Here is a 26,220-nt window from a genome sequence, read left to right on the forward strand (position 1 = left end):
AATATATACAATATGATAGTGTAATATTATTTACTAAAAGACCAAAAGAGAGCTGTATGGCTATACTGACTAAGTTAAACTCAAATATGAGCTTTTATCTGCGCGACTTTCATCGTTTTGGTCGGCTAGCCCACTCTGTTGACACCTTATTAAACTACCCAGAAGTGACACGTATTCATGCTGTAATAGAGTGGGTTAAACCACACTGGTACATTCGTGACTTAAGCAAAAATGGTATTTGGCTAAACGGTAAACGACTTGATAAGCAAACCAATTCCGTATTAGCCCTAAATGATCGCATCAGCTTTTCAGAAATAAATAACTTAGATTACCAGTTAACTTCTATCGATCCACCAAGAGACCTTTTACTACCGGTCAATGGAACAAATACACATTGTATGTTGCTCGAACCTTATCATTTTTTACCCGATAGCCAACACCCCAAAGCTGTTATTTATTACGACCCTGAGAGACTCTCTTGGTGTTATGAAAATACAGAAACTCACCAATTAACACTCTTAAAAGATGGCCAAATAATAATAATCGCAGAACAGCAGTGGCAGTTTTTTCAAGCAGAAATGGCATCACAAGAAAACACGCTGAATTTAAGTCCTACGTCTATTAATAACCTTAAATTTATGTTCAATTTAAGCTTAGATGAAGAGCAAACCGAATTAAAAATAAGGCAACATAATAAATTAGTTGACCTAGATGTTCGCTCTCACCACTATCTTACTTTATTGCTGGCTCGTAATAAATTGACTGATATCAAAAATAAATTTGAGCCTGATGTACAGGGCTGGGTACAAGTTAAGAAATTAGCACGCGATCTCGGTATTAATGAGAGCCATGTCAATATTCAGATCCACCGTGCGCGAAAACAGTTTATGGACTCTTTCAATAATATATTATCTGCTGATATTTTGATTGAACGTAAACGAGGTAAAGTTCGTTTTGCAGGGACGTGCTTTACAATTGTAAAGGGGGCGAATTGTGAATCAACAGAGCCTAAAAATTAAGAAATGGCTGTGGCAACGAGCTGAGCTACAGCCATTCACTGGTCGATTACTGAGCTATTATTTGTAGCGAACAATTGTAGCGAACAGCCTTATTTATCAATGATTTAAATTCAAGGCTAAATGCCACAAGCGACTCTTCCATAGGGTAACAAGCAATACACTTATCAAGCTCTTCAGTAAGCTGATTAAGCATACTAACTGATATTGGATTTTCAGCCTCTACGCCGTATTGATGCTTCCAAAACCGCTGTAGTATAGGAGCATCATTTAACATAGTTATATACTCATAACCATCATGCCAAAGCTCATCTGTCAAAGAGCATTGAAATTCAGGCTCATCGAGATGAAATGTTGTAGATGATAGAACGACCTTTCTCATAATTATCTATTCCAAAATTGACATTAAAAACAGTTTCCCGGTGCACCATTTAGTTCAGGGAACTGAGTAACAACCTCTCCATTTGGCTTAATTATCAAGCGGGCGCACTTCTCTTGCTGAGTACCAACTACCATCCCTAGGTTAGCATCATACCTAATACGAGAATCAGGCTGTACTGTTCGTGATTTATTAGTTGCATTTTGTACTTGTTCGCAAAATTGTTGTGCATCTTGAATTGTTGCACAATACTGAGGCAAAAATTGACTGGCTTGTACACCTGCAGTGCAATGCCTTTGCTGAATATGAGCAAAAGATTGTGCTGTTACATCACATATTGGGTCTGCAGCTGCCTGAGTTGCAGAAATAAATAGGTAACTGATAAAGCTGCTATAGATAACCGAATTAATTAATTTCATTACTGTCTCCTTTGCAATCTAAATTGATAGGAAGTCACTCTTCCTTTCTCAATCTAGATACTAGGGAGAAATATTCCATAACAAAGTATTACACAGTGCAGGTAATACTTCGTAATAACAATCTCTAATTAGAAGACCTATCTTTTGGTGACTTGGTTGACATACCAAGTACACACTTACTTACACGATGTAACACAACTAAAAGGAAACGAGGATGTCTATTTATAAATTATTAGTTAAAAACGACTCAACTAACCCAACACGATTTGCAATTTTCCAAGAAAAGCCATCATTAGATGTTGGCGGTAATGTATTCACATTAGCTTGGTTTAGCAAGTATGCATATCAAGGAACAACTGCCGAATTTGCTTGGGAAATTGACTACAGTGCAATTTGGTCAAGACCAGGTCAAGAGCTTCGCCCTGGCGTTATCTGTAAAACATCACAGTCAAAACGAGTTGATTTAGATGGTGCGAATACAGTCACTTTAGGCTACGACAATGTTAATGATGCCTTTAACATGAGCTCTCCTGTAAAAGGTAATAGTGGCAGTATTTTTACAAATTGTGACGAGACAGTACCTAATTCAAACACCACTCCATCAGCTGCTGCGGGTATTGGTATTGCTATGAGTGGTGCGGGGACTTTTTTAGTCAGTACGCAACCGAATATGAATTTAACATGGACACCCAAGCCTAAATATTACCTTGTTGCTGGTAACTTCAAAACTGGCGAAATTTTAGATACGCAAACAATCATGAACAGTGGCAGAGCTCTCGAAATTCCATATCAAGGAATTTTAACGCAGAGCGCAACCTTAAATAGCCAAAATGTTTTAGTACTAAATTAATGCTAATTTGTGTGCGCTAATTAATGGCGCACACATTAATTGGAGGGAATCAGATATGGCTGCTCTAGATAATCAACATACTTATGATATAGATAGTTTATTATTTGCAATGCAACAAAAAAACTTAGTGTATAACTACGACTTTCGTTATTTTAGTAATCAAACGAATACACAACCTATTAAGTATAACCACCCCGATGGCTGGATATACAGTGATCCAGGTAATGGTTCACAAATTAGTTCAGAAAATAACGGCTGTCGAATCGTTACCAGTACAGAAGAAAACGCCACAATGAGCTTTCGACAAAATATTCACGAGTTTCCAAGATGGAAAGAAACTCTATGCTCTGAACACATTAGCTGTGTGGCACAGTTAAATGTTAAAGGAACAGGCGAGCTACACTTTTGCTTGTCAGACGGTATTACATATGCCCAAAGAACATACACAATCCAAAACAGCCAAGAACTCAATATATCTACCGAATTAGAAATTGCAATGGATGCAAAAACTGTTTTTGTTGAACTTTCGTGCTCTTCCCCGTCTGTCGTTATTTCTGTAAAAAAAATATTCGCAAACAAGGGCTATATAGCTTTAGCTAGTCTGCCTTGTATTGTTGCAGGTGTCATTGGTGAGCGAAAGCAGTACGTAGCAACAGAACAAGCACCAGCAGAAGAACTACCTCTATGTACTATACCAATTGCATTGAACAGTGATCAAACACGGCTAAACTCGGTTATTAACTATCGCTTCGGCAAGCAAGGTGAATTTTCTTTATTACCTGATTTTAGAGGATATTTCAGCCGTGCTTGGGATAACTCAGCCGGTAGAGATAAAAATGCCAAACAACGTAAAATGTCAGGTGATTCGAATAATATTGGTGACCTAGTGGGTACAACAGAGCCCGATATATTTAAAGAGCATCAACATACCATTACTTTTAAGCCTGTGAATATGCTTAATCCTGAAAAAGGAAGTCCAGCCTATGGTGTTAATCTTGCAGCGAGTACTCAAACTCAGATCACGACAGAGGGTGACCTTGAAACACGTCCAATCAATATTGCAGAATTATTTACAATTAAGTGGGCTTGATATCTTTTAGGAAGGTGTGCCAGAGCAATGACTAACTATACTTTAAAAGTTAAAAATAACTCCAGCAATGCAACTAGTTTTTGTGTATTTATGGCCTTACCTGAAGAGCAAGCCCAAAATAGTTCATTCTATACACTTGCATGGATGGTCAAATATGCTGAACCAAATACGATGATAAGATTTTCATGGAGCGATATCTTCAATGTTATTTGGTCACAACCTGGAAGACATTTACAATCTGGCGTTATTTGCGATGTTAGGGAACCTAATTTTTTATCATTAAGTCGAAGCATTAAAATAAACGCCGCTGCATCTCAATGTCTTGACATTAACCCGCCTGAAAAAGGATGTACGACATTACAATATAATAAAAAGCAGCTAACTTACTGTTTTAGCAAACTTGAAAAAAGCAACAATGATCAAATAACGATCAACTGTGATTCTGAAGTACCTAACTCAAAAACTACATCCCCTCACATTGCTGCAGGTATTGGAATAGGGCTTTCGGGTTCAGGGTTATTCTTAGTTAATACCCAACCTAATTTGGCATTTATGTGGCCTGTACCACCTTTTAAGTTTTATTTATCTTTTGGTTCCGTTAAATGGGGAGAAATAATTGACCGCGAATCATGGCTAGAGAGAGCTGTACTCGTTTCATTTAATGATACTACCGAATGTGAAGCCATCTTAAACATTAACAATCGCCTCAAAGTAATCAGGTAATACCCCGATTAACGGGGCATTACACAAACGCTTTTACTTTATCTCAACACGTTGTGAGCGCATTACAATTTCATCGTTAAGCTCAATCCCAAGGCCTGGTTCTTCTGATACTTCAAAAAAGCCATTTTTAGGTTGTGGATCTTGTAAGCACAGCTCTCTGTTCCACTTTTTAATCGCATAAGTATGATGTTCATGAATTAAAAAGTTAGGGATTGCTGTTTCTAAATGTAATGCTGCCGCGGTTGCAACCGGCCCACCACACACGTGTGCCTGAATACGCACGTCAAAAATATCTGCGTAATCACATACTTTTTTAGTTTCAGTAAAGCCACCACATAAACCAATATCTGGCTGGAGTACATCAATGCTTTGATCTTCTAAATATGGACGCACGCCCCAACGGTTATATAAGCGCTCGCCGCCTGCAATAGGCACAGCCACTTTATCAGCCACTTTGGCATGTAATGAGTGGTTTAAATAATTCACCGGCTCTTCAAAATACATACAATCAAATTCTTCTGCAATCTCACCAATTTGAATTGCTGATGTCGCACCAGGTAAACTGTGGCATTCAAAAATAATGTCAACTTCATCACCCACAGCTTCACGAATAGCCTGCATACGAGCGCGGTATAGTTTCATTTCTGGGCGAGAAATAATATTTGTGCGATCGTAATAGGTGTTGCCGTCTTTATCGTATTGAATTGGGTCAACCTTTACCGCATCGTAACCTTCCGCTACTGCTTTTAGTGCCGCTTCGGCATATTCTTGTGGCTGTACCAGCGCTTTAAACTCACTGTCCCAGTCAAACTGTAACTGCGATGCATAAGTACGTAGTTTGTCGTTAACTTTACCACCAAGCAACTGATACACAGGTAAACCCAATGCTTTACCCTTTATATCCCAAAGCGCAGTATCAATCGCACTCATTGCAGCATAAACTACCGGCCCACCACCTAAACCCCAAAAGCTTTCACGCAACATACGTGACCATAGTTTTTCAGTTTGAAACGGGTCATGGCCAATTAAAAAGGCATCGGCCATTTCTTTGATCATCGCAGCGGCAGCGCTGTGACCTAAGTCATAAGCAAGACCGGCTTCACCTACACCGCTAATCCCTTCATCGGTATGAATGCGAACAAATACCGGCGTCCATGCAGGACGCTCAGGACAATGAATGTCAAAGACTTCAACGCGATTTACTTTCATAAAAAATTCCTTATTAACCTTTATCGGTTATTTTGCAAAACTTGGGTCAAGACGATACGCTTTTCGTAACATGGCAGGCCATGCTAGCTGCCCCCCAGTACTGCCGCTGTGAACAACGTTCGCTTGATTATAAATGTTATCAATAATAGCTTGTGGTACTGCAATCGCTTCTTGTGCACTTGATTGAATAGCTAACTGTATTTCACAGGCACGTTGAAGGTCATAAAAGCGCATAAACGCATCACCAACTGTTGGCCCTACCGTTAAGCCGCCATGATTCACCAATAGCATATGGTTGGTGCTACCTAAATCTGTTTGCAGGCGTTTACGCTCATCATCATTCACCGCTAGGCCTTCATAACCATGGTATGACAGAGAGGGTAATGAAAACATCGAATACTGACTTAACGGTAACAGCCCTTCTTTTTGTGTTGCAACTGCAATGGTTTCTTTAGTGTGTAGGTGTATTACGCAATGGGCATCCTCGCGTACTTCATGAATGGCACTGTGAATGGTGAACCCCGCAGGGTTAATATCAAATGGAGTGTCGTCAATAATGCGGCCATTTAAATCAACTTTAACTAAGTTAGATGCAGTGATCTCATCAAACGTTAAACCGAACGCGTTTACTAAATAATGATCCGTACCCGGTAGGCGAGCAGAAAGGTGCGTATAGATTAAATCCCCCCAACGAAAATGGTCAACTAATCGATAACATGCGGCTAAATCAACACGTAGTTGCCACTCTTGTTCTGATACTTTATTTTTTAAATCGAGCTGGGGTAAATCAAACATAACAAGCCTTTTAAAACACAGCATAACGCTAGTAATAGTAGATGTTTAGAAGTCTAAATGAGTATTCGCATGATGGCAATCACCAAATAAAAAAGCCACACAAAGGTGTGGCTCTTTTAAGGTTTCGTTAGCGATTATTGTACTTTTGATAGGTAATCGGCAATCGCTTCAAACTCTTCATCAGTCACAGTCGCAACCATTGCTTTCATTGCCATAGACATACCGTTGTTACGAGCGCCTGACTTAATGTCTTTCATTTGCGCTACTAAATACTCTTTGTTTTGACCATTTAGCTTAGGGTACATCGCCATGATAGGTGCTTTACCATCTGCACCATGACATGTTTGACAGTTTTTAGCGGTATAAAGTGCAGCGCCATCAGCAGCGGCGGCTGAAAATGAAAAACTTGCGGCTAAACCAATACCCGCGCCTAATAAAAGTGTTTTTATCTTGCTCATTGTATTTACTCTTCTTTTTTACGGTTAAAAAAAACGGTTGTGATAATTGTAGTCAATAAATCTTTAAAAAGCATACGTCCTTGATAAGGTTTGACGATCAATCAGAACAAATACGTGTATCCCTCATAAAACAAATATTAGCTTGCCTTAGCTGAGCAGATACTTAATAACACCTTACCAAATAAGATCGTCTGGTACTTCAAAATCAGCGTACGGATCGTCTTCGTCCTTGGCTTTGTTCTCAGGTTCAACATGAAACACAATATACTTTTCATCAACCTCAGCCACTTTGCGTGCAGGCTCGTCTTCTAATACGTAAAACTGGCCTTCTAATACACAAATTGCTAAACGTCCGCCCGAGAGCGCCTTTTGCGTTTGCTCATTCACATCAAGGCCCTTTACTTTATTTTCATAAGTAAAGTTAAAGGTACGCTCACCACGAATTGACTCTTGATTGTGATGCTCTAAAATTTGCTTAACACGGGCTACCTGCTCACGTTGCTTTAATTCTTCTTGGCGCGTTTTGTTAAGCTCTTCGGCTTTTTGCTGCTGCTCAAGCTTGGTTTGCTGAATATGCTTTTGCAAATCATTTGGGTTGCTTGTCGCTCCCTTCTTTTGCTTTTTCTGTTGCTTGCGCTTTTCTGATTTAGCAACTTTGGCTTTATGTGATGTTGTTAAACCAGCTTGGAGCAATTGCTCTTGTAGTGACCCCATGGCGTGTTCCCACTAAAAACGAATATTAATGCTATTTTAATCACCAACGAGCGTAAATAACAGCGCTATTGGTATTAATCTAACAAACTACTGAAAACAAAGCATGATTTAGCGCAATAAAGGTTAATTTATGAAAACCCTAGCAGTTTTGTATATAATGCGACTCAACTAATAAGCAATGTTAACGGCAGTCAATGCGCTTATCTCACTTACTCCTTTGTTCTGTTTTTATTTTTTTTGTCTTATACGCACCACAGCCATTATTAAGTTTATTTGCCACCGAATTTAATGTAGCGCCTGCCATTGCAGGCAGCTTAATGACTGCCACTATGCTGCCTTTAGCCATTGCCCCTTTGGTGTATGGGTTGTTTCTAGCCAAGCGAAACCCATTATTAATTTTACGCATCGCAATGTTATTACTCGGTGTCGGCTGTTTATTATTTATTTATGCCCCTAGTTTTGAGCTACTGTTACTTGTTCGGTTTTTACAAGGGCTGACTTTACCTGCCGCTTTAACCGCAATGACCAGTTATATTGGTATGAGCTATCAAGCCGATACATTACAAAAAAATATGACTCTTTATATTGGTAGTACTATTGTCGGTGGTTATTTTGGCCGAATATTGGCTGCGCTCTTTAGCGACTTGTGGTCATGGCAAAGTTTTTATTACTTAATTGCTGCCATGTTGATAATACTCTCGCTTAGCATCCCCCATAAACGCTTTGTCCTGAGTAGCTCTAGTGAGGTGTTATCACCTTTAGATTATATGAAACAACTTAAAGAAGGCTCGGTACTTAAACTTTATGGTGCCATATTTTGTATGTTTTTTTGCTTTGCCGCATTATTAAACTACTTGCCTTTTATTTTAAAAAATACCTTTTTAATTAATAACACCCGCGACATTGGCTTAGTTTATAGTGGTTATTTAATTGGCGCGTTAGCCTCTATTTTTACCCCGTGGTTATTAAAAAAAATGACCTCAGCTTGGCGCTTATTGGCATTGGTATTCCTGTTTTATAACCTCAGTATTGTGTTATTAATGAGTCATTCACTGATGTTGTTTTTAATTGCATTCACACTCTTTTGTGGCGCTATGTTTGTAATTCATTCAACAGCGGCACCATTGGTTAATAAAATTAGTCACGCTCCACCGAGTGTTACTAATGGTTGTTACGTGTCATTTTATTATAGCGGTGGCGCACTAGGATCGTTATTACCTGGGGTGGTTTATCAAGCACACGGGCAAACCGCATTTATGGCAACACTTCTTGCGGTTTGCTTATGTGGGCTGGGTCTTATTTTGTGGGCTCAGCGCGAGGGTAAAAACATCACCCGCGGCTGATGTTCAGTAAAATCAAAAAAACGCAGTAAATCAGGCTTAGTTAATAACCACGTTTGGGTGTTTTCAAATGGATGGCAATGAAATAAATCGCCAAACCAAATATCCTGATCAAGCCAAAGCGTTACATCTCGTTGCTTATCGTTCATTAAGCTGAGCATTGACACACAACCTGGTGCAACTTTTAAGTACTTAGCCAAGCGCTCATTAGAGGCAAACCCTAAACGCGATAGCCCTTGCTGTTTAGACAACGATTTTAAATCGAGTTGTTTATCATGCGCGGTGATCACTAAAAAATGGCGCTTACCTTCGTTATCTCGCAAAAAAAGATTTTTTAAACGTGTTCCTGGGCGATTCACCATCAGCTCGTCAGCATCTAAGCTACCATGCAACGCTGGATGCTCAATCACGTCATAGTTAATATCAAGTTGGGCTAACACCGTCGCTAATTTTTGTTTATCCGCTAACATACTACAAACAACGCCCTCTTAATTGCACACTTAAATCTCGCCATAGCACTTCGTTTATTTCATGCTTATCTGCACAATAGTTACGTTGTGCAAGCTCTTTATTAAGAAACTCTACCGCTTGATCTTCTAATTGTAACTTAAGCACGCTCGACTCTTCAAAGTGCTCTTGTTCGGCAAAACGCTTTACATCGCTTCGGGTTAGCTTTTTATTAATATTAATTTGCTCACGGCTCTTAGCCTTTACAGAGACCACATAGGCAAAAAGCTTGTTACCTTGATCATCAACAGTGTCATAAAATTGTTGATTATTAATTTCATAGGGAGGCTCATCTACCGAGCTGGCACAGCCAAAAAGGAAAATCATGAAAACTAAAGCGTATTTTTTCATTATGTATTGTCGTTTTAGTAAATATTGAGGCTGAGTTTAACAAAAATTAGTTAAAACGGAAAAATTTGTGAAAAAATACTTGACCGAAAACGTAAAAATATTTAAAGTTCACCCCGCTTAAGACTCAGCACTTAAGCATTTACAGTACATGTAAATTAGGAATGTGGGGCTATAGCTCAGCTGGGAGAGCGCCTGCCTTGCACGCAGGAGGTCAGCAGTTCGATCCTGCTTAGCTCCACCACTTTCCTACCCTCTCCTTTAAGTAATATCCTTATTTTTATATTCTAAATAAACCTCTCTGTTAATAATGCTTTGTATTTTTTAATCTCTTTGTTTGCTTAAGTGTTTAATTTTGCTAAATCGAGATCAAAAATGCCGAGCAAAGCCCGGCATTTTTATTATTTATTGAGTTGGGTTAGTTATTCGCGAACTTGACCAACACCATTAACTAAATATTTTTCAGTGGTTAATGACTCAAGTCCCATAGGGCCATAAGCATGTAACTTAGTCGTTGCAATACCAATCTCTGCACCTAAGCCTAGTTGTGAGCCATCAGAAAAGCGTGATGACGCATTAACCATAACAACCGACGCATCAACACTACGTTGGAATAACTCTGCCGCCGCATCGTCCTTAGTACAGATAACTTCAGTATGATTTGAACCGAATTGAGCAATGTGCTCAACGGCTGCATCAAAACTTGGCACAATACGAATTGCTAACTCTAAGTCTAAGTACTCTTCACCAAATTCGTTATCAGCAAGTACAGTGGCATTATCAAAATATTCAGCCGCTTTGGCGTCAGCATTAATTTTTACACCTTCTTGACGAAGTACAACTGCACACAGATTTAAAAACTCATCAGCTACATCTTGGTGTACCACTAAACCCTCAAGTGCATTACATACACCAGTACGCTGAGTCTTACCATTAAGCAGTAAATTTAGTGCTACTTCTAAATCAGCATCTTTATCTACATATAAATGACAAACGCCTTTAAAATGCTGAATAACTGGGATTGTGCTGTTTTCAGTAACATAGTTAATTAGGCCTTCACCACCACGAGGGATGATTAAGTCAATGCTATCGCGTTGTTGCATCAATTCCATTAGTAAAGCACGGTCAGGATCAGGAATCACTGAAATTAGCGCAGTTGGTAGACCATGTTTTGTAAGCACGCTATGCATTACACTGGCAATGGCTTGTGAGCTTTTCAGCGCTTCTTTACCACCGCGTAAAATAACACCGTTACCTGACTTAAAGCACAATGCACCTGCGTCAGCCGTTACATTAGGACGCGCTTCATAAATCATACATACTACGCCAAGTGGTACACGCATTTTACGAATTTTAATACCATTTGGGCGTTCAGTAATGTCACGTAACTGGCCAACAGGATCATCTAATGAAACAATCACTTCGATACCCTCAGCCATGGCTTCAATACGCTCATCATTCAATGTTAAACGGTCAATCATTGATGCTGCTAAATTATTGTCGCGTGCTGCGCTTAGGTCACTTTCATTTTCTTTGATTATAAATTCTTTTTGCTCTCTTAATGCCGCTGCCATATCGGTTAACACTTTGTTTTTAGTCTCGGTATCGAGTAAAGCAAGTGTATGTGCAGCCTTTGCTGCCTGGCGTGATATATCCGTAATTAAACTCATGACTTCTCCAATAATGCGATATCTTTTTCTGAAATAATTGGTCCAATCGAATCCTGCATTTTTTCGCTGAATTCACTCTGCTCGTTATCTGCAATAAAGTTTAACAAGCAGCTACTGTAATTTGCTGTGGCTTTAGCTAAACGCGTACCATCTTCACTGCGAACTAAGATAGTATCGCCCACAGCAAACTCGCCATGTACTTCTCTGATCTCATCGCCACGTAAGCAACCGTCTTCACCTTCTAATGAGTCATCAAATGACCCTTCAACAACGACTTCCCCCTGCTCATTGGCGGTATGTGTCATCCAGTGAATAGAATCTTGCATTGGTTTTTCATAAGGCAAGAATACGCTACCTGGGTTTTCACCGGCTAACAAGCGAGTAAAGGTTTCTTCTTTAAAGCCATTAATAATGTAAGTTGCAATACCATGTGAAGTGGCTTTCTCTGCCGCTTCAATCTTGGTTTTCATACCACCTGTACCTACCGCACTGGTAGCACATCCTGCCATAGCATAAATAGAATCATCAATTGATTTTATTTCAGGCAATAATACGGCATCGTCATGCAGATTTGGGTTTTTATCATACAAGCCATCTACATCAGAGAAAATCATTAATGCATCTGCATCAGCGGCTGCTGCAACCATGGCTGATAAATTATCGTTATCACCCACTTTTAAATCATCTGTTGTTACTGCATCATTTTCATTAATGATAGGTAGCACGCCGTGTTCTAGCAATGTAAATACGGTTTCACGGATACTCTGGTAACGCTCACGGTCACGTAAATCACCATGAGTTAATAATAGCTGTGCTGATGGAAAATCAAAGAAACGATCCCACATGGCCATCATTTCTGTTTGCCCTGCTGCAGCCATCGCTTTTTTCATTACCACTGAACGAGGTTGGTCTGATGGAAATAAATGTGAGCCAGCCGCTACAGAACCAGATGAAACTAAAATAACCTCAATTCCACGTGCGCGACAGCGGACAATAAACTGTGCGATGGTTAATAAATAACGTGAACGACAGCCATCTTGATCGGGTGCAATTAAGGCACTGCCCACTTTAAGTACGATACGTCGCCAATTTAACTTTTGCATAAGTGCTCAACTTTCCATTTAATTTGTATTCATCACATAGATGAATGAAACCAGGTCGCCATGTTTATAAACACAGCGTCGAATTTATTTATCATTGCCCACACTTTTTACACACACGTACACCGTCTCTAAAACTAGCGTTTTAAATTGAGATGCAAAAAATAAATAGTATTAACCCAATAAATAAATCGGATCGTACTAACTAAAAAAATATAAAGTGTTGTTTATGTATCGCTGTAAAAAGCTGTGTGCGGCCTTTTTATTAACAACATACATAGAGCCTCTTAAGTCTGGTACACCAACAGATAGGGTGATGACTTAAGGACCGAGATTTAATCGCCACGATGGGGATTAAATATTGAAAGGTAATAGTTCAACTCAAACTTTTATTTATCTGCATTGAGCAAATAAACACTTTGAGCAAAACCATACCAAAGAGTACGGTAAATGATATTGTGTGTTCAAATATAACAAAACAAAGCAAAAACAATCAGTAAGAGAGTTAAGATGTTTATATCTAACATAATCTAGTATTTAAACTACAAACTTGATTAGATAACTAATTATTCGAACACGAAGTATAATACGTTAAAGTAGCTGCTTAGATCAAGGCTAAAATTCAAGCTGAATAGGTCGACACTACTAAAGCTAGTGTTTTTTGTATTAAGTATCATGTGGTTAGACTACTATAAATATGAATTATATAGACTATAAATTTGATAACATTTTAGAAAATGACGTTAACACTAAATAAATAAGTATTATTTATTAGCTAAATTGAATTTACACGTGTATACCCACTGTACTACTGGTAGGTAACAGTTATACTTTTAAACATTATTAATATTAAGGAGTTTTTACTCTATGTCAGCAATTTATATAGCCGGTATTGCATTGTGTTCGGTGCTAGCCCAATGGGTCGCCTGGGCGTTCAGAGTACCCGCTATTCTGTTTTTGTTGCTTACTGGGCTTTTATTAGGGCCATTTAGTGGCGTATTAGACCCAGATGCCTTATTAGGCGATTTACTTTTTCCTGTGGTGTCTTTAAGCGTTGCTGTGATTTTATTTGAAGGGTCTTTAACACTGCATTTTCGGGAGCTTAAAGGGATCAGTAAAGTCGTAAGAAACCTCTGCTCTATTGGTATGCTTATGACCTGTGTCGTTATTAGCTTAAGTGCCTATTGGTTATTAGAGTTAAATTGGCGAGTCGCAGCAGTGCTTGGCGCTGTGCTTGTTGTAACCGGACCGACGGTTATTGCGCCACTGCTTAACTCAATGCGACCCACTCAAGATATTGACCGTATTTTACGCTGGGAAGGCATAGTCATAGACCCTATTGGCGCTTTATTTGCGGTATTAGTATTTGAAGCTGTGATGTTAGTTGGCCAAGGTGAAGTACTTAGTCACACTATAATTGCACTAGTTAAAACCGTTGGGGTTGGTTTAAGTATTGGTGTGGTTTCGGGTTGGATCACAACGCAACTGATGCGCCGCGAATGGTTGCCATTTGAGCTACATAAATTTGGCATTTTAGCGTTAGTGTTAATTAGCTTTTCGATTTCAAACCATTTAAGTCATGAGTCAGGATTATTGGCCGTGACTGTATTTGGTATTTGGTTAGCTAATCAAGATGACCTAGAAATAGATTCGGTGCTTGAGTTTAAAGAAGATCTGTCGATGATTTTGATCTCAACCTTGTTTATTTTACTCGCTGCCAGATTACAATTATCTGACTTAATGATGCTAGATAGCGACGTGTTTATATTTTTAGCTATTGTGCTATTTATTGCGCGCCCGTTGTGTATTGCTATTTCAACCTTTGGCACCGATTTACCAATGAAGTCTCGCTTGGTGCTGGCTTGGATTGCGCCTCGCGGTATAGTTGCTGCAGCCGTAGGCTCTGTATTTGCGTTAAGTATGATAGAAGCCGGTGTAGCCGATGCTGAGAAAATGGTGCCATTGATATTCACGGTTATTATCGTCACTGTGGTACTGCAAAGCTTAACGGCTATCCCTGTTGCTAAGTTGCTAGGGGTGCGCCAGCCCTCCCCTAATACTATTTTAATTATTGGTGCCAACCATGTATCTCGTGCTATTGCTCGTGGTTTAAAGGAACAAAACATTCCCGTTCACTTATCAGATCCTGCTTGGGAAAACTGTAAAATGGCACGTATGGATGGTTTGCCTTGTTATTACGGTAATCCACAATCTGAGCATGCTGAACGCTATTTACCTTTAACCACTATTCGCAGTGTTTTAGCGCTTTCACCTAATCGTCATCATAACGCATTAGGGGTGCAGTATTTTTCTCATTTATTGAATGAAAAAAATGTATTTTCACTACGCTCATCTTCATCACATGCTAAAGCAAATAAAGACAGCGCGACGTTCTTATCACGACAAATTCTGTTTGGTGAAAACGGAGCATATGCACGCTTAAGCAGCGTTATTGCCAAAGGCGGTAAAGTGAGTGCAACACGAATATCTGAAGAATTTAGCTGGCAGCAGTATTTAGAAATGAACCCTGAAGCAATTCCACTGTTTATTCTCAAAGGGGATAAAGACAGTGATGAAGACGCTCCAGTGAAAATGAGGCCTTTTACTAGTGATATGGAAAAGCCACCACAAGAGGGTGAACGAGTAGTTGCATTGCAACCGCCTAAAATATCGCTATTAAAAGATCCTGCCAATAACAAAGTCAAAGACAATAAAAAAGACGAGTAATAACTAAAAAAAGCGAGAGTGCGGCAAAAGCACTCTCGCTTTTTTACATAGGTAAGCGCGCGCGGGTAACGACACTGGCTGGCATTTTTTCAGCAAGTTTAGTTAATGCTCGCTCTATTTTTTTATGTGTCGCTTTATCAGCTACCGTGGTGTTAAACAACCAACGATAAGCATCTTCAAAATCTCTTGGACTACCATAACCTTGATTAAACAAACCAACTAATCGTAACTGCGCTTTTAAATTGCCTTGCGCTGACGCCTCACGTAAGTAGGTTATTGCCATGGTTTTGTCTTTTTGGACCAACCGCCCAACGTCGTAGTAGCGACCTAGTTGCTCTAATGCAGCCGCTAAACCCTGCTCAGCCGCTTTTTTCATGTAATATACACCTAAAGCAACATCGCGCTCAACACACACTTTATAAGCGAGCATATCACCGTATAGGAATTGATATGATGGCAATGCCATTTTATTGGCTCGCGCTTCTATATCTTGCACTAACTGGCAATTATCTGCCTTTACGCGCGCTAGATGAGTGTTCTCATTAATTAAAGCTATTAACTCAGATTCAGTATACAGCGGCACAGCTGCAGGGCTTTCTTCAGCTAAGCTATTGCTTATATTAAATAAAGAAAGTGTAAGTAGTGATAATGACCACACTGAGCAACGAGAAGATAAACGCATATTAACCACTTTAAAAATAAACTTACCAAATAATATACAAAGATCGTTCCACTATTAATAGCGTCACTTTTCTGCAGACATAAAAAAAGCTGCACATGGCAGCTTTTTTCAACATAAACCCAATTATGCAAATGGGCTACGAAGTATCATCGTTTCAACACGATCAGGACCTGTAGAGATAATATCAACAGGTACGCCAGTGATTTCTTCAATACGTTTAATGTAATCAATTGCCGCTTTAGGTAAGCCTTCAAGCGATGTTACACCCACTGTATTTTCAGACCAGCCAGGCATTTCTTCGTATACTGGCGTTACTTTATCGTAACCTTCAGCTGCTAATGGCGTCACGTTAGTCACAGTACCATCTTCAAGCTTATAACCAGTACAGATTTTAAGTGTTTCTAAACCATCTAAAACGTCAAGTTTAGTTAAACAAAATCCTGAAATGCTGTTGATTTGGACTGCACGGCGCATAGCCACTGCATCTAACCAACCTGTACGACGTAAACGACCTGTAGTAGCACCAAACTCATGGCCTTTGTCACCTAAATGCTTACCGACTGGGTCTTGCTTATCAAGACCGTCGTAAAGCTCTGTAGGGAAAGGACCTGAACCTACACGTGTTGTGTACGCTTTAATGATACCTAGCACATAATCAAGGTGTAATGGGCCAAAACCCGCACCTGTAGCAACGCCACCAGCGGTGGTGTTTGAAGATGTTACATAAGGGTAAGTACCATGATCGATATCAAGTAATGTACCTTGAGCACCTTCAAATAAGATGTTGTCACCGGCGTTACGCGTTTGATCTAAAAGCTCAGTTACATCAACTACCATTGCTTTTAAAATATCAGCAACAGCCATTGCATCATCAAACGTTTTTTGGAAGTCAACAGCGTCTACTTTGTAGTAGTTAACTAATGTGAAGTTGTGGTATTCCAATACTTCTTTTAACTTAGTAGCAAATAATTCAGGATTGAATAAATCACCAACACGTAAACCACGACGAGCTACTTTATCTTCGTACGCTGGACCGATACCACGACCCGTTGTACCGATTGGTTTATCGCCACGCGCAGTTTCGCGAGCTACATCTAATGCAACATGGAAAGGCAATATTAGCGGACATGCTTCACTGATTAAAAGACGTTCACGTACAGGTACGCCACGCTCTTCAAGCATGCCAATTTCTTTCATTAGCGCTTCTGGTGATAAAACAACACCATTACCAATCACACATTTAACATTGTCACGTAATACACCCGATGGAATAAGGTGTAGAACTGTCTTTTCACCGTCGATCACTAAAGTATGGCCTGCGTTATGACCACCTTGATAACGAACTACTAAAGATGCTTTATCTGTAAGGAGGTCAACTACCTTACCCTTACCTTCGTCACCCCATTGGGTGCCTAGTACAACAACGTTTTTACCCATTGCAAATTCACTTAGAGAAAATTAGGACGAGATTTTACCAGAAAACTAAAGCAATGTTCACCCCGTTTAGCTTATTTTTTCCTCGTGCGGGTAGTAAACATCAGTGTTTCGTTAATAATCACATAAATAACAGTCATTTATAAACTTAAAAATCAGATAACAAAAAGCCCTGCAATTGCAGGGCTTTCAAGTTTAACTAAAGCTATGATTACTGAGCTTTCGCGCCTTTCATGTATTGGAAGAAGTCGCTATCCGGTGATAACACCATCACGTCTTGCTTTCCTTTGAAAGTTTGCTTGTAAGCTTCTAAAGAGCGAACAAAGCTAAAGAACTCAGGGTCTTTATTATAAGCACTAGCGTAAATCGCAGCAGCGTCAGCATCACCTTGACCACGAACAGAACGAGCATTACGTTCGGCGTCGGCAAGCATTACTGTTACGCGACGGTCAACGCCTGCACGAATTGTTTCTGCTTTTTCCTGACCTTCAGAGCGGTGTTCTTTAGCAACTGCAGTACGCTCAGCGCGCATACGTTGGTAAATAGAGCTACTCACCTCTTGTGGTAAGTTAATTTGCTTAACACGCACATCAAGTACTTCAATACCCAGCTCACTAGCACTTTCAGATGCTTGTACTAACGCTTCTTCCATCAGCTCGCTACGCTCACCAGATACAATTTCACGAATAGTACGCGTACCAAAGTTAGTACGTAGGCCATTATTTACTTTTTGCTTAAGCAGTGTTTCAGCATATTGCTTGTCACCACGTGCACGCAGGTAAAAAGAACTAAAATCGTTTACGCGCCATTTTACAAACGAATCAACGATTAAGTCTTTTTTCTCGCTAGTTACAAAGCGATCTGGTGTGCCATCTAGTGTTTGAATACGTGCATCAATACGACGTACTTGGCTAAAAAATGGGACTTTTAAGTGTAAACCCGGGCCATAAACTACAGCTTCATCATCGCTGTCTTTTTGCACTTTACTAAATAAAAGTACAATCGCCTTTTGCCCTTCAGAGACCACGAACACCGACGAAAAAGACATCACAATGGCGGCTAATAGGATTACTAAACTAAAGTTTTTCATTGCGCTTATCTCCCGTCGTTAAAGCGATCATTGTTAAAGCGATCGTTACCACTATTAACAGTGCTGTTGCGTGACGTATTTACCTTGTTACGTAAATCGTTTATATCGCTTGAGCTAGGTAAAGCAATACGTGTTGATGAACCCTGTTTTTCCATGATTTTATCAAGTGGTAGGTACATCATGTTGTTGCCACCTTTAACATCAACCAACACTTTAGAGCTATTACCTAGCACTTCTTGCATCGTGTCTATGTATAAACGCTCACGTGTTACTTCTTTAGCTGCTTGGTATTCTGGAAGTAATTTCTCAAAACGGGCCACTTCACCTTGCGCTTCTAAAGTAATACGTTCTTGGTAACCTTCAGCTTCTTGCGTCATACGAGTCACTTGACCACGCGCACGCGGTTCAATTTCACGGGCATACGCTTCTGCTTCACGAATAAAGCGTTGCTCATCCTCTTGGGCCGCAATTGCATCATCAAACGCATCTTTAACTTCCATTGGTGGACGAGAGTCCTTGAAGTTAACGTCAGTTACGATTAAACCTAAGTTGTAAGGTTCGATGATTTGATTTAGCTCATCCCAAGTATTTTGACGTACAACTTCACGGCCGTTTGTCAGTACTTGGTCCATTTTTGAATGGCCAACAACATAACGCAGCGCACTATCTAATGCTTCTTCAAGGCTGCTGTCAGCGTTAGTGACACTAAACTTGTACAAGTAAGGGTCGATTACTCGATACTGTACTTCAAATTCAACGCTTACTACGTTTTCATCTTCGGTTAGCATAAAACCTGATGCTGATAACGAGCGAACAGCTTCGATATCGACTGGAATAACCGTTTCAACAAAGGTCATTTTCCAACGCAAGCCAGGATCTGCAATTCGGTCAAACTTACCAAATTGAAGAACGACGCCGCGCTCAGCTTCTTTCACCGTATAAATACCGCTTAACGCCCATACAATTGCAGCGATAATAAGTACAAATGAAATACCGGCTCCGCCAAGTCCACCGCCGCTACCATTGCCGGATTTTTTACCGCCAAATAAGCCGTTAAACTTGTTACTGAATTTACGGAACACCTCGTCTAAATCAGGTGGGCCTTGATCACGTCCGCCTTTGTTATTCCACGGATCTTTGTCATTGCCATTATTACCCGGTTCATTCCAGGCCATAGCTATACTCCATTGTTATCTAAATAAATTCGGAAATTGTGTTAAATCTAACAAATCTTCTGCGTTTCTTATACTAAAACCGACATTAATCTTGCAGTTTTTAATCTCAGCTAATAAAACTTTCAATTTCAGGACCAAAATCTTTAATTAAACGGTTCCACTCAATCATAGGCAATCGTACATCAAGCAACCAATTACCTTGTTCATCAAACCGCTCATTGTGTACTGCACTTAAATTAAATAGTGATGCTCTTAAACGCCCATATTGTGGTGCGAGTAATAACGTTTCATTAAGCATTTGCTTAGCGAGTAAATCGCTAATAGCTTCACTAAGTAATTCACAGCCTTCGCCAGTTTTTGCAGATAGCCATACCCTTATAGGTTGGCCCTCGTCATCACGATCAATACGTGGCGTTACCTCATCCAGCGCATCAATTTTGTTATAAACTAATAACTGCGGTACCTCGTCAGCTTCAATTTCTTTGAGGACTTCTTGTACCTGTTCAATATTTTCTTTTCGGCGAGGATCAGCTACATCTATCACATGCAGTTGTAAATCGGCTTCACGCGTCTCGGTCAGAGTTGCTTTAAATGCAGCTACCAAATCATGCGGTAAGTGTCGAATAAACCCTACAGTATCGGCTAAAATAACAGAACCTACATCACCAATATCGAGTTTACGCAGTGTTGGATCTAGTGTGGCGAATAGCTGATCGGCTGCATATACATCTGAATCGGTAATATAATTAAACAGTGTTGATTTTCCGGCATTAGTGTAACCCACCAGCGACACTGTTGGAATTTCATTGCGCGTACGAGCACGTCGACCTTGCTCACGCTGTACAGCCACTTTCGCTAGTCGTGCACGAATATTTTTAATACGTGCGCGCAATAAACGTCGATCGGTTTCTAGCTGCGTTTCACCCGGACCACGTAAGCCTATCCCCCCTTTTTGGCGCTCAAGGTGGGTCCAACCACGAATTAAACGTGTAGACATGTGACGAAGCTGCGCCAACTCAACCTGAAGCTTACCTTCATGAGTACGGGCACGCTGAGCAAAAATATCAAGAATAAGTGTTGTTCTATCAAGTACCCGACATTGGCAAACACGCTCTAAATTGCGTTCTTGAGACGGACTCAACTGATGGTTAAAAATGACAACATCGGCATTGTGGATTTTGACAATTTCAGCTATTTCTTCCGCTTTGCCGGTACCGACAAATAGCTTGGGATGTGGTGCTTGACGGCTGCCTTGCACAACCGCCAAACTACTAACACCAGCAGAAGATACCAACATTTCTAATTCATGAAGATCTTCGCGATCCCCATCTTTAGGTAGGTCGATATGGACTAAAATTGCCTGTTCGCCAGATTCATAGCGGTCAAACAAGCATTACGCTCCTAATTTAAAAGTTTCCTGGTTCAGTTTCTTCAGTGTCTTCATTTCCCTGTACACCTTGGAAGTTGACTGCGCGTGCAGGTACAACTGTTGAAATTGCATGTTTATACACCATTTGATTAACAGTGTTTTCCAGTAAAATTACAAATTGGTCAAATGACTGAATTTTACCTTGTAATTTTATGCCATTTACCAAAAAGATTGATACTGGAATGCGCTCGCGGCGTAATGCATTTAAAAATGGGTCTTGTAACGATTGGCCTTTTGCCATGTTATTATTCCTTCGTTCTAGGTGTTATTATAATTAAGTGGCTGAACTAATTTAATAAAGCTAAATTTTGTCCAGCTACTACTAGCTTAGCGAACTTACTACACGATGCAAGTTTTCTTCATCACCGGTTGTTAACCACGTAACGTCAGGCCAACTTCTTAACCACGTTAATTGACGCTTAGCCAATTGACGAGTGGCAGCAATACCGCGAAAAACCATTTCATCATGGTCTATTTCACCCGCAAGGTAATCCCACATCTGTCTATAACCTACACAACGAATAGAAGGCATATTGGGATGTAAATCCTCACGTAGATATAGGGTCGAAACTTCTTTTTCAAACCCCTGTTCAATCATTATTTTAAACCTTTCTGCAATTCGCTGATGTAACTCTTTACGATCATCTGGAGCAATAGCAAATTGATGAAAAGTATAAGGTAAAGGTGGCTGTTTTTGCTTTTGCAATTCAGTCATTGTTTTACCTGTTATACGGTAAACCTCTAAAGCGCGATTAATTCGTTGTGAATCATTTTCACTCATCTTTTTCGCAGCTTGTGGATCTACTTTTAATAGCTCTTGATATAAATGTGGCCAACCGTACTGTTTCGCCTGTACTTCAAGCTCAGCTCTTATCTGCTCATCAGCCTCTGGTAGAGGGGATAATCCATCAATAAGGGCTTTAAAGTACATCATTGTACCTCCAACCAGTACAGGCACTTTACCTTGTTGATGAAATTTATCAATTTTTTCTATCGCATCGCGTCTAAAATCAGCTACTGAATAGGTTTCGCTTGGGTCGAGTAAGTCAATTAGGTGATGGGGTGCACGTGCTAGTTCGTCGGCATCCGGTTTAGCGGTACCAATATCCATACCTTTATAAACCAGTGCCGAATCAACGCTGATAATTTCAGTATTTAAATGCTCACACAGTGAAATTGCCAATGCTGTTTTACCAGCAGCGGTGGGGCCCATTAAAAATATGACCGGTAAATTACTCAACACGAATACCCTAATTAAATTGCGCTAGATAAGACTTTAGATCTATTTTAACTGCTTTTTCACGTAAACGTTCAATTGTTTGCGCATTATTTTGTAAGCGAGTTTGCTGTACTGCAAAGGCTTTACTGGCATAGAACCGTGTAGGTATTACATTTACCTGCCACGCTAGCCACTGATCAATACTTTCTAACTGAGCTTTACACCCATCAAGTAAGGCATCTACCGCGGTACTCACGTCAAGTAAGTACAAGCAAACAGGCAACTTCTTAACCATAACAAATTGTTTTTCAATTAAAAGTTCAAAGCCAAGCAAAGTAAACCATGATTGTTGCGTAGCCAGCAGTTCGATATCTTGTTTTGAGACATTAACCCGTACGGGTAATAACAATGCTTTGCCCTCAAGGCTGCCTTGCTCTTTAATTTGTGCAAGCCAATCATCCGCTAGCGCATATTTAAAGTGTGAACAATAAAGTTGGTTCTCATCATTAAACACACAAGCACCCTGTTCAATGGTTATTATATCGACAGTACGAAGCGCTGTATCTGATACTTGAGTCTCATCTGATTGCACAAATGGTGCTGGATTATCAAAGTGATGTGCTTGCTGCTCACTCACACCTTGATAAAACGCATTTACGTCATGGTAATTTCGACTTTCAGCACGTTGTTGATTACCTGTACCTTGAGTTGCACCACTATAAGTAGTGCTATGCGCTGAAGATGACCGACTAGGCTGTAATGACGACTTAGGGTAATCAAACGGTTCACTACTGGTAGCATTGTGTGCATTAAATGCAGCCACCGGTGGGCTATTATCATTAGCTTCACTGGAGCTTGAAAACTCAGCTTGCAGGGGCACAACAACTTGTTTTATCGCTTGCAAAATAAAGTCGTGTACTAAGCGCCCTTGATGAAAGCGCACCTCATGTTTAGCAGGATGTACGTTCACATCTACTTGACGTGGATCTATATCAATATAAATCACAAACCCGGGTAACTCTTGCTCACCGCTGACTTCTTCAAATGCTTGGCGAATAGCGTGCAAAATAAGTTTATCGCGCATCATACGATTATTTACATAGGTGTACTGTGTAGTATTAGCCGAGCCAACAGGGAGCACCCAACCATGTAGTTGCAGCCCTGCTTCACCGGATTGAATATGCAGTCCCTGTTCTGCAAACGCTTTACCCGCAACTTGGGCAACTCGTGTAATAGCTTGAGCAGGTTCGGTTTTAGGACGGTACTGACGCACCACTTTTGCGTTATGGGTTAACGTAATTGATACGTCAAAGCGACTCAGTGCAATCCGCTTTATAAGCTCATCAATATGGCTAAACTCAGTTTTTTCGGTACGTAAAAACTTGCGCCGTGCTGGGGTATTAAAAAATAAATCTTTTACTTCAATTGTGGTACCGCTGGGATGTGCCACAGGCTTTACCTCTACGGCCATATCTCTGCCTTGCGCAAAGGCTTGCCAAGCGGCTTCTTGCTGTTCGGGCTTAGAGCTTAAGGTTAAGCGAGATACCGAGCTAATAGACGCGAGAGCTTCGCCTCTAAAGCCTAAAGAGCAAATATTTTCTAAGTCATCGAGCGACTTTAGTTTACTGGTAGCATGGCGAGAAAGCGCTAATGTGAGCTCCTCTTTTGCAATGCCTGAACCATTATCACGAATTCGAATCAGCTTATGACCACCGCGTTCAATATCTATTTGAATACGTGTCGCACCTGCATCTAGGCTATTTTCTACTAACTCTTTAACCACCGACGCGGGACGCTCAACAACTTCACCCGCCGCAATTTGGTTTGCCAAGCGCGCAGGTAATATTTCAATACTCATAAAAACCTTAAATGTTGTGCGCTTTTAAAATTAACTCTGAGGAATATCAAGTTCCTGGCCAATAAATAGCGTATTTGAACTGAGCTTATTAACCTGTTTTATTTTACTAATACTAACGCCATATCGACCAGCCAACATACTCAGTGACTCCCCCGGACGTACCTTGTGTTTTGTTGGGTATTGAGACTTTAATGACGCAAACAGTGAGTCGTCAGGCGGGTTGCGTAAATAGTAATTTTTAATTGAGGTAAACATCGCTTTTGCCAAACGCTCTTGGTGATTGGCGCTTTTTAGTAGTCGTTCTTCACGAGGGTTAGAGATAAACCCAGTTTCAACCAAAATAGACGGAATATCTGGCGACTTCAATACAGCAAGGCTGGCATGTTGCGGTGCCTTTTTGTGCATTTTTGCTACTTTTTTTAATTCTTTTATCACTTCATCTGCAACACTTAGCCCTGTTTTCATGGAATGATCCATCGACATATCAAGCAAGGCTTGTGCTAAGTACTTTTCATTTGCAGCATCTTTAATTACATCGGCAGCACCGCCAAGTAACTCTGAGTGTTTTTCTTTATCCTCAATCCATTTACCAATTTCCGAATTGGCACGTCGCAGCGACAACACCCATACAGAAGCACCATTGGGTCCCGGACTGGTAAACGCATCTGCATGAATAGAGACAAAAAAATCGGCTTTTTTCTGGCGAGCGCGATTAGTTCGTGTATTAAGTTTAACAAAGTAATCGCCACTGCGAACCATACGCGAAATCATACCGCGCTCAGCATCAATCATGCGCTCTAAACGCTTGGCAATTTGCAAAGTGATGTCTTTTTCGTAAGTACCTGATGGGCCAATGGAACCTGGGTCTTCACCACCATGGCCTGCATCAATAGCAATTACAATATCGCGCTCTTGGCTTAACTGGCGTTTTTTAGCCGCCGTTTGCGCTGGGGTAATTGCACTTTTAGCTTGGCTTTTACCGTATAAATCGACTACTAGCCTATTTTTATAAGGGCCTGTGGGGGCAAGTGCAAATATAACCGGTTTAACTGGCCCATTTAATTCAAACACTAAACGCACGCTGCGTTTATTTTTAGGTTTTGAGTAACGTAACTTGCTAACAATTTGATGTTTTGGTGGCACACCTGGCAATGTTTTTAATTCATCAGTGTTTTCTAAATCAACCACTAAACGACTTGGGTTTTTTAGCATAAAGTAACTGAAGTCGGGTTTATCATCGAGATCAAACACCACCCGAGTGCTATCAGGTGATGGCCAGACACGCACACTATTAATAGTGTTTTGCGCCCACAATGGCAAGCTCACTGTAAAAACCATGAGGTAAATAAAAAGTTTAACTAAACCACGACTCATTTTGATAATCACTGCCTTAACTATTTTATTATCTATTATTTAGTTTTTTGACAATTGCTACACCACGCTCACTCGCACTGTTAATAACAATTTTACGCTCATCACCTACATAACTTAGCGTAGCATTTAGATCGGGAACAGGAATAAATTCGCCGCCTTTTTCCGGCCACTCAACTATACAAGTTGCCGTTTCTGAAAAATAATCGCGAATCCCCATAAATTCAAGCTCTTCTGGGTCACCTAATCGATATAAGTCAAAATGATAAACATTACCACGTACAAGCTCGTAGGGTTCAACAAGTGTATAGGTGGGACTTTTAACCTTACCTGTATGACCAAAACCTTGCACTATACCGCGAGTAAATGTCGTTTTACCGGCCCCTAAGTCACCATGCAAATAAATAACTGCGCCCTGCTCTATTATGGCAGCTAATTTATTTCCCATAGCAACAGTGGCATTTTCATCGACTAAATGAAAATTAAAACTACACGACATGATTACCTCAAAATTTACGAAAAGCGCATATTTGTTAATCATACCAGATTATTTATTTAAGGTGATACTGCCTCTTTTTTAAAGATAAAAAAACCGGCTTAAGCCGGTTTTTAATTAG

General features: G+C 40.2%; 26 protein-coding genes and 1 tRNA gene. 7 read left to right on the plus strand and 20 right to left on the minus strand.

The window, feature by feature from the left end; translation table 11 throughout:
• Positions 1-56: 56 nt before the first annotated feature.
• The gene (locus FLM54_RS13830) at positions 57-1,019 is read left to right on the plus strand and encodes an FHA domain-containing protein (RefSeq protein WP_178956672.1); all 963 of its coding nucleotides are present in this window, start codon (positions 57-59) and stop codon (positions 1,017-1,019) included.
• 46 nt (positions 1,020-1,065) lie between these two features.
• Here the strand turns inward: FLM54_RS13830 and FLM54_RS13835 are convergent, their stop codons facing one another.
• Both FLM54_RS13835 and FLM54_RS13840 read right to left on the minus strand, forming a co-directional pair.
• A complete protein-coding gene (locus tag FLM54_RS13835; protein WP_178956673.1) occupies positions 1,066-1,398 on the minus strand; it encodes a hypothetical protein in 333 nt (110 codons plus the stop codon).
• A 23-nt stretch (positions 1,399-1,421) separates the two neighbouring features.
• Positions 1,422-1,814 carry a hypothetical protein gene (locus FLM54_RS13840; RefSeq protein WP_138604958.1) on the minus strand — a complete coding sequence of 131 codons (393 nt, stop codon included), beginning with the start codon at positions 1,812-1,814 and terminating at the stop codon, positions 1,422-1,424.
• A gap of 214 nt (positions 1,815-2,028) precedes the next feature.
• On the opposite strand from FLM54_RS13840, the gene FLM54_RS13845 reads away from it, so the two are divergent.
• From FLM54_RS13845 to FLM54_RS13855, 3 genes are read left to right on the plus strand one after another with little or no spacing between them, the layout of a single operon-like run.
• Positions 2,029-2,664 (plus strand): hypothetical protein, encoded by a 636-nt coding sequence (locus tag FLM54_RS13845; RefSeq protein ID WP_138604959.1) that lies wholly within the window; start codon positions 2,029-2,031, stop codon positions 2,662-2,664.
• Positions 2,665-2,719: 55 nt separating this feature from the next.
• Positions 2,720-3,754, plus strand: coding sequence for a hypothetical protein (locus FLM54_RS13850; protein ID WP_178956674.1), 1,035 nt, complete (start codon positions 2,720-2,722; stop codon positions 3,752-3,754).
• A gap of 27 nt (positions 3,755-3,781) precedes the next feature.
• The gene (locus FLM54_RS13855) at positions 3,782-4,477 is read left to right on the plus strand and encodes a hypothetical protein (RefSeq protein WP_178956675.1); all 696 of its coding nucleotides are present in this window, start codon (positions 3,782-3,784) and stop codon (positions 4,475-4,477) included.
• A 33-nt stretch (positions 4,478-4,510) separates the two neighbouring features.
• On the opposite strand, the gene FLM54_RS13860 is transcribed toward FLM54_RS13855, so the two are convergent.
• The 4 genes from FLM54_RS13860 to FLM54_RS13875 all read right to left on the minus strand — a co-directional run bounded on the left by FLM54_RS13860 (position 4,511) and on the right by FLM54_RS13875 (position 7,653).
• Positions 4,511-5,686 carry a mandelate racemase/muconate lactonizing enzyme family protein gene (locus FLM54_RS13860; RefSeq protein ID WP_054202652.1) on the minus strand — a complete coding sequence of 392 codons (1,176 nt, stop codon included), beginning with the start codon at positions 5,684-5,686 and terminating at the stop codon, positions 4,511-4,513.
• 27 nt (positions 5,687-5,713) lie between these two features.
• Positions 5,714-6,481: a class II aldolase/adducin family protein gene (locus FLM54_RS13865; RefSeq protein ID WP_036980336.1), complete on the minus strand. Its 768-nt coding sequence runs from the start codon at positions 6,479-6,481 to the stop codon at positions 5,714-5,716.
• 134 nt (positions 6,482-6,615) lie between these two features.
• The gene (locus tag FLM54_RS13870) at positions 6,616-6,939 is read right to left on the minus strand and encodes a c-type cytochrome (protein ID WP_036980337.1); all 324 of its coding nucleotides are present in this window, start codon (positions 6,937-6,939) and stop codon (positions 6,616-6,618) included.
• 174 nt (positions 6,940-7,113) lie between these two features.
• On the minus strand, positions 7,114-7,653 hold the full coding sequence (locus FLM54_RS13875) for a DUF2058 domain-containing protein (RefSeq protein ID WP_036980338.1): 540 nt from the start codon (positions 7,651-7,653) through the stop codon (positions 7,114-7,116).
• A 194-nt stretch (positions 7,654-7,847) separates the two neighbouring features.
• Here FLM54_RS13875 and FLM54_RS13880 point away from each other — a divergent pair, with 194 nt between their 5' ends.
• Positions 7,848-8,996 (plus strand): MFS transporter, encoded by a 1,149-nt coding sequence (locus FLM54_RS13880; RefSeq protein ID WP_178956676.1) that lies wholly within the window; start codon positions 7,848-7,850, stop codon positions 8,994-8,996.
• Here FLM54_RS13880 and FLM54_RS13885 read toward each other — a convergent pair.
• The gene (locus tag FLM54_RS13885) at positions 8,963-9,463 is read right to left on the minus strand and encodes a prolyl-tRNA synthetase associated domain-containing protein (protein WP_178956677.1); all 501 of its coding nucleotides are present in this window, start codon (positions 9,461-9,463) and stop codon (positions 8,963-8,965) included. The two genes, FLM54_RS13880 and FLM54_RS13885, sit on opposite strands and share 34 nt — an antisense overlap.
• A gap of 1 nt (position 9,464) precedes the next feature.
• On the minus strand, positions 9,465-9,851 hold the full coding sequence (locus tag FLM54_RS13890; RefSeq protein WP_138622667.1) for a hypothetical protein: 387 nt from the start codon (positions 9,849-9,851) through the stop codon (positions 9,465-9,467).
• Positions 9,852-10,016: 165 nt separating this feature from the next.
• Between FLM54_RS13890 and FLM54_RS13895 the strand changes: the two genes are divergently transcribed.
• Positions 10,017-10,092, plus strand: a tRNA-Ala gene (locus tag FLM54_RS13895).
• Between the two features lie 178 nt (positions 10,093-10,270).
• Here the strand turns inward: FLM54_RS13895 and FLM54_RS13900 are convergent.
• Entirely contained in the window at positions 10,271-11,518 is a 1,248-nt protein-coding gene (locus tag FLM54_RS13900) for a glutamate-5-semialdehyde dehydrogenase (protein WP_010391694.1), read from the minus strand.
• Positions 11,515-12,621 carry a glutamate 5-kinase gene (gene proB, locus FLM54_RS13905; protein ID WP_010391693.1) on the minus strand — a complete coding sequence of 369 codons (1,107 nt, stop codon included), beginning with the start codon at positions 12,619-12,621 and terminating at the stop codon, positions 11,515-11,517. The genes FLM54_RS13900 and proB overlap by 4 nt, the downstream gene beginning before the upstream one ends.
• Before the next feature lie 864 nt (positions 12,622-13,485).
• On the opposite strand from proB, the gene FLM54_RS13910 reads away from it, so the two are divergent.
• On the plus strand, positions 13,486-15,345 hold the full coding sequence (locus FLM54_RS13910) for a cation:proton antiporter (protein ID WP_010391691.1): 1,860 nt from the start codon (positions 13,486-13,488) through the stop codon (positions 15,343-15,345).
• 43 nt (positions 15,346-15,388) lie between these two features.
• Here FLM54_RS13910 and FLM54_RS13915 read toward each other — a convergent pair whose 3' ends face one another.
• The 10 genes from FLM54_RS13915 to tsaE all read right to left on the minus strand — a co-directional run bounded on the left by FLM54_RS13915 (position 15,389) and on the right by tsaE (position 26,102).
• Positions 15,389-16,027: a tetratricopeptide repeat protein gene (locus FLM54_RS13915; protein ID WP_010391690.1), complete on the minus strand. Its 639-nt coding sequence runs from the start codon at positions 16,025-16,027 to the stop codon at positions 15,389-15,391.
• A 123-nt stretch (positions 16,028-16,150) separates the two neighbouring features.
• Positions 16,151-17,464 (minus strand): adenylosuccinate synthase, encoded by a 1,314-nt coding sequence (locus FLM54_RS13920; protein WP_010391689.1) that lies wholly within the window; start codon positions 17,462-17,464, stop codon positions 16,151-16,153.
• A 208-nt stretch (positions 17,465-17,672) separates the two neighbouring features.
• Complete coding sequence (gene hflC, locus FLM54_RS13925) at positions 17,673-18,551, minus strand: protease modulator HflC (protein ID WP_010391687.1); 879 nt, start codon at positions 18,549-18,551, stop codon at positions 17,673-17,675.
• Positions 18,552-18,556: 5 nt separating this feature from the next.
• The gene (gene hflK, locus FLM54_RS13930) at positions 18,557-19,726 is read right to left on the minus strand and encodes an FtsH protease activity modulator HflK (RefSeq protein ID WP_010391686.1); all 1,170 of its coding nucleotides are present in this window, start codon (positions 19,724-19,726) and stop codon (positions 18,557-18,559) included.
• Positions 19,727-19,832: 106 nt separating this feature from the next.
• A complete protein-coding gene (gene hflX / locus FLM54_RS13935; protein WP_010391685.1) occupies positions 19,833-21,116 on the minus strand; it encodes a ribosome rescue GTPase HflX in 1,284 nt (427 codons plus the stop codon).
• 16 nt (positions 21,117-21,132) lie between these two features.
• Positions 21,133-21,396 (minus strand): RNA chaperone Hfq, encoded by a 264-nt coding sequence (gene hfq / locus FLM54_RS13940; RefSeq protein WP_008113494.1) that lies wholly within the window; start codon positions 21,394-21,396, stop codon positions 21,133-21,135.
• An 81-nt stretch (positions 21,397-21,477) separates the two neighbouring features.
• Entirely contained in the window at positions 21,478-22,395 is a 918-nt protein-coding gene (gene miaA, locus FLM54_RS13945; protein ID WP_054202670.1) for a tRNA (adenosine(37)-N6)-dimethylallyltransferase MiaA, read from the minus strand.
• Positions 22,396-22,405: 10 nt separating this feature from the next.
• The gene (gene mutL, locus FLM54_RS13950) at positions 22,406-24,232 is read right to left on the minus strand and encodes a DNA mismatch repair endonuclease MutL (RefSeq protein WP_178956678.1); all 1,827 of its coding nucleotides are present in this window, start codon (positions 24,230-24,232) and stop codon (positions 22,406-22,408) included.
• Between the two features lie 30 nt (positions 24,233-24,262).
• Positions 24,263-25,606, minus strand: a complete 1,344-nt coding sequence (locus FLM54_RS13955) for an N-acetylmuramoyl-L-alanine amidase (RefSeq protein ID WP_178956679.1) — start codon at positions 25,604-25,606, stop codon at positions 24,263-24,265.
• A gap of 28 nt (positions 25,607-25,634) precedes the next feature.
• Positions 25,635-26,102: a tRNA (adenosine(37)-N6)-threonylcarbamoyltransferase complex ATPase subunit type 1 TsaE gene (gene tsaE / locus FLM54_RS13960; protein ID WP_021033095.1), complete on the minus strand. Its 468-nt coding sequence runs from the start codon at positions 26,100-26,102 to the stop codon at positions 25,635-25,637.
• Positions 26,103-26,220 lie beyond the last annotated feature (118 nt).

The organism is Pseudoalteromonas sp. Scap25 (genome assembly GCF_013394125.1).
GTDB lineage: Bacteria > Pseudomonadota > Gammaproteobacteria > Enterobacterales > Alteromonadaceae > Pseudoalteromonas.